Origin of the sequence: Bradyrhizobium sp. (genome assembly GCF_027451485.1) — a bacterium.
GTDB lineage: Bacteria > Pseudomonadota > Alphaproteobacteria > Rhizobiales > Xanthobacteraceae > Bradyrhizobium.
In genome coordinates this window covers 1-6,563 of the sequence record NZ_DAIDJE010000045.1, presented here as the reverse complement: position 1 = coordinate 6,563, position 6,563 = coordinate 1, and the positions used below count along the sequence as shown (strand labels likewise).

Below are 6,563 nucleotides of genomic sequence, written 5' to 3'. Positions count from 1 at the left end.
GGCCTCCGTCCGCCGCCCAAACCGGACGTACAGTTTTCCCGTATCCGGCTTTCATGGAGGGGCTTGCGCGATCCGAAGCGAAGGTATGAGCGAGACAAGGCTGACCAGCTTGAACTCCGCGCGCAACCGTTTGGTGGGATATTCCCTCCACGCTGCGTTACGCCACCGCTTGGTGCGATGCGACCACAGCCTTCGGATTATCCATCGATCCAGCTGATTGAAGCGCTTTCTGACATGGGAGCGACAGTAGTAGTTTCCCCATCCTCGGACGACCGGGTTGATCGTTTTGATCACCTCGCCCAAACGCAGAGGTATCTTCCTCTGCGTTAGGGTCCTGATCTGATCCTTGAATCGGTCCAACGACTTCTGTGTGGGAATGGCATAGAGATTCTGCCGGTTCAGTTTGGATCTGATCCGACTGGAGGTTAGGCGTAACTTGCCTTTCCCACGTTGGATCTTGAATCCGAGAAACTCGAAGCCGTGCGCAATGTGCACAATCCGGGTCTTCGCCCGATTGAGCGCTACGCCGAGCTGTTCGAGTATCTTCACCGCTCGCGCCAAGGCGTGCTCCGCCTCCGCCTGAGTCCGACAGCTCACTACCCAGTCATCCGCCCATCGCGTGAGCCTATACCCTTGTCGCCTCATCTCCTTATCAAAGGGAGTTAGCAGCTCACCGGAGGACTTCCACCTCCAAGTCAATGCCCATGCCGGGCGCACCAACAGAAAGCCCCGGAGCCTGCGCACCGGGGCTCCCTTTTTCGTCAGCGCTGATCAGCTCTGTGCATGGCGTGCCATGAAGTAGTCGTAGCTGAGCTCGGCGACCTGGAACCACGAATAGTCGGTATTGGAGAAGCTGGTCAGCGATTCATAGACCTTCTTGAAGTCCGCGTTGCTTGCGGCGACCTCGCTGTGCAATTCCTTAGCCGCCTTGTGCGAGGCTTCCATGATCTCCGGCGAGAAGGCGTGCAGTTTCGCGCCTCCGGCGAGCAGCCGGCGCAGCGCCGGAGGATTGGCCTGATCATACTTCGCCATCATCCAGTTGTTGGCATAGTGGCCGGCCTGCTCGAGAACGCTCTGATAATATTTCGGCAGCGCGTTCCATTTGTCGAGATTGACGAAGGCGATCAGCATCGGCCCGCCCTCCCACCAGCCGGGATAGTAATAGTGCGGAGCGACCTTGTAGAAGCCGAGCTTCTCGTCGTCATAGGGACCGACCCACTCGGCCGCGTCGATCGTGCCCTTTTCCAGCGCGGGATAGATGTCGCCGCCCGCAAGCTGCTGCGGCACGCAGCCGAGCTTTTGCATGACGCGACCGGCAAAACCGCCAATGCGGAATTTCATGCCCTTCAGGTCTTCGACGGTCTTGACCTCCTTGCGGAACCAGCCGCCCATCTGGCAGCCGGTATTGCCGGCAACAAGCGAGGTGACGTTGTATTTCTTATAGAACTCGTTCAGGATTTCCTTGCCACCTCCAAGCATGTACCAGGCCTGGTTGATCCGCATGTTGGGGCCGAACGGCACCGACGAGCCGAAGGTGAAGGTCGGGTCCTTGCCGAAATAGTAGTACGAGGCGGTGTGCCCTATCTCGACCGTGCCGTTCTGCACGGCATCGAGAACCTGCAAGCCCGGTACGATTTCGCCCGCCGCAAACGTCTGGATCTGGAATTTATTGTCGGTTGCCTCGCCGACCATCCTGGCCATCATCTCGGCTGCGCCATACAGCGTGTCGAGCGATTTCGGCCAGCTCGTCGGCATCCGCCATTTGAGCTCCGGCATGGACTGAGCGATCGCGGGCGCAGCAAGGCTCGCGGCACCCGCGACGCCCAGGCCCGTGACCTTGATAAAATCTCGACGCTTCATCAAACTTCCTCCCGTTGATGTTGTGTGCCGGCCTTCGTGGCGAGGCCTTTGGCGCCGGCGAGCATGAAACATCCGGGCCCGGATTTCCAGCCGATCATCTCTTCCCGCAACGCAAAAAGCCCGGCGTCTTGCGATGCCGGGCTCGTGAGGAGCACTGAGGTGACGATTAGCCGCGAGTGCGCGAGCGGATCATGAAGCTGTCGAAAGTGTATTCGGCAACCTGCCACCAGAGATATTCATCGGAGCGATAGGCCTGCATCGCGTCGATCGATTTCTTGAAGTCGGCATTCTTGGCCGAGATTTCCGCCCAGAGTTCGTTCGTCGCCTTCAGGCAGGCTTCCAGCACTTCGTTTGTGAAGGGCCGAAGCTGGGTGCCGCCGGCAACCAGCCGTTTCAGCGCGGCCGGATTCTCCATGTCGTAGCGCGCAGCCATCCAGGTGTTGGCGTAGGTCGCCGCGCTGGAGAGGATCGCCTGATAGTTCTTCGGCAGCGAATTCCACTTCTCGAGATTGCAGAAGGCGTGAACGGTCGGACCACCTTCCCAGAATCCGGGATAGTAGTAATACTTGGCGACCTTCTGGAAGCCGAGCTTCTCGTCATCATACGGGCCGACCCATTCGGCGCCGTCGATCGTACCCTTTTCCAGGGCCGGATAGATGTCGCCACCTGCCAGCTGCTGCGGCACGACGCCGAGCTTTTGCAGGACCTGGCCGGCGATGCCGCCAATGCGGAATTTCAGGCCGGAGAGATCGGCAACCGTCTTGATCTCTCTACGGAACCAGCCGCCCATCTGGGTGCCGGTATTGCCGCAGGGAAAACCGATCACGCCGAACTTCTTGAAAAACTCGTTGCCGAGCTGCTCGCCTCCGCCCTGGTACCACCACGAATTCTGCATCCGCGCATTGAGGCCAAACGGCACGGAAGCATAGATCGCGAAGGTCGGATCCTTGCCCACGTAATAATAAGAGACGGTGTGGCTCATCTCGACGGTGCCGTTCGAGGTGGCGTCAAGGGCTTGCAGGCCGGGAATGATTTCGCCGGCGGCAAAGACCTGAATCTGAAACTTGTTGTCCGTCATCTCGGCGACGTACTTGGCGAACTCCACCGCACCGCCATAGATCGTGTCGAGCGATTTCGGGAAACTTGACGTCATACGCCATTTGATTTCAGGCGAGGACTGCGCGATCGCGGGCGCGGCAACGGCACTTGCCGCAGCTCCCACGGCTGAAACCTTCAAAAAATCGCGGCGCTTCATCTAATGCTTCTCCTTGGGTAAGCGTGTCCCGATATCATCGAAACTCTTTCGGCTGGCTTTAACACGGATGCCGGTCGCGCGAAAACCAGGCAAGCCCGGCAGGCGACCGATTAAACGAAAGTCTGATGGGTCTTCTTTCCCCCTGCTAAGCCGCAGCAATCGCACCTTGAAGCTGATCGCGGACCTTGGCTGCGATCGCGCGATAGATTGCCGCATGTGGCCCGCTGGGCTCGCTCTCGACCACGGGGGTCCCGGCATCCGAGGTGGTGCGGATCGAAATATGCAGTGGAATTTCTCCGAGGAACGGTACTCCAAGGCGCTCGGCCTCGTGCCGCGCCCCGCCATGGCCGAAGATATCGGACTTCGTGCCGCAATGCGGGCACTGGAAATAGCTCATGTTCTCGATGATGCCGAGCACCGGCACATTGACCTTCCTGAACATCGCCAGCCCGCGCCGCGCATCGATCAGCGACAGATCCTGAGGCGTCGAGATGATGATGGCGCCCTTGAGCGGCACGGTCTGCGCCAGCGTGAGCTGCGCATCGCCGGTGCCTGGCGGCATGTCGACCACCAGCACGTCCAGCTTGCCCCATACGACATCGCGCAGCATCTGCGTCACAGCGGACATCACCATCGGCCCCCGCCAGATCATCGCGGTCTCCTCCTCCACGAGGAAACCGATCGACATGATCGACAGGCCGAAGCGCTGAAGCGGAATCATCTTGCGGTCGTCGCTAAGCTGCGGCTTCTCGCGCAGCCCGGTCAAACGCGGTACGGACGGCCCATAGATGTCGGCATCGAGCAGGCCGACGCGCAGGCCGAGATCGCGCAAGCCGAGCGCCAGATTTAGCGCGGTGGTGGATTTGCCGACGCCGCCCTTTCCGGAAGCCACCGCAATGATGGCTGCAACGCCCGGAATTTCCGCCTGCTTGGCCATCGGCGAAGCCCCGCCCGGCGGCCGATGGCTGGCAACGTTCTGTACGCCCTGAGCATGGCGATGCTGCGGGGGTGGAGCAGCCGAACCAGCTTTTCGTTCGGCCGTCAGCGCGACCATCGCAACCTCGACGCCGGGAATGGCGCGCACAGCGGCCTCCGCAGCCGCACGCACGCTTTCCCAGGCGCGCGCTTCACTCGCCTCGACATTAATGGAAAAGAACACCTTGCCGTCACTGGCCGAGATCGGTGACAGCACGCCGGCATTCGTGAGGGCCACGCCGCGCGGCGTGGCCACCTTGGCAAGGGCGTCCTGAACCTGTTGTTGCGTCACGCCCACGGGCATCTCCTGACTCTTGTCGGCGATACAATGAGGCACGAACGCCTTCGATTTTCATCAAAGAGCGATCATGCCTTCGCCTGTTTCAGCATGAACTCGTGCCAGCACGTCGTCTTTGTCGCAAGGCAAATATGCTGCACCAAGCTTGATCCAGCGCTCCGGTTCATGGTCTGGAGCGGTCCCGCGAAGGCTACTTCCTGCCGACGTCGTCCGCCCGCATCGAAGGAGCCGAAGTGCCCTGCTCCTTGGCGGCCTCATAGTTCAATTCGATCATGACGCCGTTGGGGTCGTTGACGAAGATCTGCCAGAGGTCACCGCCAGGAACCTGCCGCGCATCGAATGGCATGTTCTTCGACTTGAGCCGCGATTTCATCGCGTCGAAACCCCGGCTCACGAAGGCGACATGATGGACTACGCCGGAATCCGGCTTTTGTGCCTCTTCGGTCGGCGAAATATCGACCAGGTGAACCACCGCCTTGCCCTCGCTGTACATCCAGGCGCCCGGAAAGGCGAAATTCGGCCGATCGCCCTTTTCAAGGCCCAGAACGTCCTCGTAGAACCGAACGGTATCGGCGAGCTTGCGGGTCCGGATATTGAAGTGATCAAGCACGCCTACGCTCATGCCCATATGATCTCTCTCCCCTTTTTTGTTTTGAAACTCGACTATCAGGTCATGCTAGCATAAAACCCAGCCCGCCCGCCAAATAGCGGCCCACCCCTCGAGGTGATGCGCTGTGGCGGCGGGTAAGGCGGAGCCTGTTTCGCGCGCCGAACCAGTTTACCGCTCCCTTCACGAACATGCCCGGCCTGATCAATGCGCCGGCAGAACCCCAGGATTGCACAAATGGCTAAAGTCGCTTTTCTCGGTCTCGGCGTCATGGGCTTTCCCATGGCAGGACATCTCGTCGTCAAGGGCGGCCACGAGGTGACGGTGTACAACCGGACGCCGGCCAAGGCCAAAGCCTGGGCCGAGAAGTTCAAGGGCAAGACCGCAGCCACGCCCAAGGCCGCTGCCGAAGGTCAGGATTTCGTTATGGCCTGCGTCGGCAACGACAACGACCTGCGCGCCATCACGATCGGCCCTGACGGGGCGTTCGCCGGAATGAAGAAGGGCGCGACCTTTGTCGATCATACGACCGCGTCGGCCGAGGTTGCGCGCGAACTCGATGCGGCTGCCGCCAAGGGCGGCTTCAAATTCGTCGATGCGCCGGTGTCGGGCGGACAGGCCGGCGCCGAGAACGGCGTGCTCACGGTGATGTGCGGCGGCAATGAAGATGCCTATGCCGGTGCTGAGCCGATCATCGCCGCCTATGCCAGGATGTGCAAACGGCTCGGTCCGGCCGGCGCCGGACAGCTCACCAAGATGGTCAATCAGATCTGCATCGCCGGCCTCGTGCAGGGGCTCTCGGAAGGCATCCATTTTGCGAAGAAGTCGGGCCTGGACATCGCTTCCGTGATCGAAACCATTTCCAAGGGCGCGGCGCAGTCCTGGCAGATGGAGAACCGCTACAAGACCATGAACGAGAGCAAGTACGACTTCGGCTTTGCAGTGGAATGGATGCGCAAGGACCTGTCGATCTGCATCTCGGAAGCCCGCCGCAACGGCGCGCATCTGCCGGTCACCGCGCTGGTCGACCAGTTCTACTCTGAAGTGGAGAAGATGGGCGGCAAGCGCTGGGATACGTCGAGCCTGTTGGCGCGGCTGGAGCGCTGATGCGCGGCGGCGCCATCATCGACAAGGTGGCGCCCCGCCAGAGAAGGTCCTGACGCGAGAGGCGTCGGGAGTTCACACCAATGGGTTGGAGGGCGGGGTGAATTCGGTTGAGATTGCCAAACACACCCTGCTTCAATTCGGACTTATCCTGACCATCGGCATCCTCACCGGCTTTCTGGCTCAAAAGATCAGAATTCCCGACGTCGCACTGTTTCTGATCGTCGGCATGGGCGTCGGACCGGCGGGCCTCGGTCTGGTGAACATCGAGGCGGATTCGGCTTTGAACCAGATCGTCCTGCTTTTCGGGGCGAGCTACATTCTGTTTGACGGCGGCGCATCCCTGCGGCTCGAGGTCTTGAAGCGGGTCTGGATCACGATTGTGGTGATCGCGACCGTCGGGGTTGTCATCACTGCGGCTGTGACCGGAATTGCCGCTTATCTTGTACTGGGCAGCCCGCTTG

At 60.6% G+C, this 6,563-nt stretch carries 7 protein-coding genes; 2 read left to right on the top strand and 5 right to left on the bottom strand.

Going from position 1 to position 6,563, the window contains the following annotated elements; all coding sequences use genetic code 11:
- Nucleotides 1-51: 51 nt before the first annotated feature.
- The 5 genes from NEZ08_RS25750 to NEZ08_RS06525 all read right to left on the bottom strand — a co-directional run bounded on the left by NEZ08_RS25750 (nucleotide 52) and on the right by NEZ08_RS06525 (nucleotide 5,016).
- Nucleotides 52-717 (bottom strand): group II intron maturase-specific domain-containing protein, encoded by a 666-nt coding sequence (locus tag NEZ08_RS25750; protein ID WP_367278380.1) that lies wholly within the window; start codon nucleotides 715-717, stop codon nucleotides 52-54.
- Nucleotides 718-771: 54 nt separating this feature from the next.
- Nucleotides 772-1,860 carry a TRAP transporter substrate-binding protein gene (locus NEZ08_RS06540; protein ID WP_298105464.1) on the bottom strand — a complete coding sequence of 363 codons (1,089 nt, stop codon included), beginning with the start codon at nucleotides 1,858-1,860 and terminating at the stop codon, nucleotides 772-774.
- Nucleotides 1,861-2,026: 166 nt separating this feature from the next.
- Complete coding sequence (locus NEZ08_RS06535; protein WP_298105461.1) at nucleotides 2,027-3,115, bottom strand: TRAP transporter substrate-binding protein; 1,089 nt, start codon at nucleotides 3,113-3,115, stop codon at nucleotides 2,027-2,029.
- A 145-nt stretch (nucleotides 3,116-3,260) separates the two neighbouring features.
- Complete coding sequence (locus NEZ08_RS06530) at nucleotides 3,261-4,388, bottom strand: Mrp/NBP35 family ATP-binding protein (RefSeq protein WP_298105458.1); 1,128 nt, start codon at nucleotides 4,386-4,388, stop codon at nucleotides 3,261-3,263.
- 190 nt (nucleotides 4,389-4,578) lie between these two features.
- Nucleotides 4,579-5,016: a VOC family protein gene (locus NEZ08_RS06525; protein WP_298105456.1), complete on the bottom strand. Its 438-nt coding sequence runs from the start codon at nucleotides 5,014-5,016 to the stop codon at nucleotides 4,579-4,581.
- Nucleotides 5,017-5,232: 216 nt separating this feature from the next.
- On the opposite strand from NEZ08_RS06525, the gene NEZ08_RS06520 reads away from it, so the two are divergent.
- Together NEZ08_RS06520 and NEZ08_RS06515 are read left to right on the top strand one after the other, a co-directional pair.
- Nucleotides 5,233-6,102 carry an NAD(P)-dependent oxidoreductase gene (locus NEZ08_RS06520; protein ID WP_298105453.1) on the top strand — a complete coding sequence of 290 codons (870 nt, stop codon included), beginning with the start codon at nucleotides 5,233-5,235 and terminating at the stop codon, nucleotides 6,100-6,102.
- A gap of 97 nt (nucleotides 6,103-6,199) precedes the next feature.
- Nucleotides 6,200-6,563 (top strand): cation:proton antiporter (locus NEZ08_RS06515; RefSeq protein WP_298105450.1); only part of this gene is annotated, 364 nt, incomplete at its 3' end.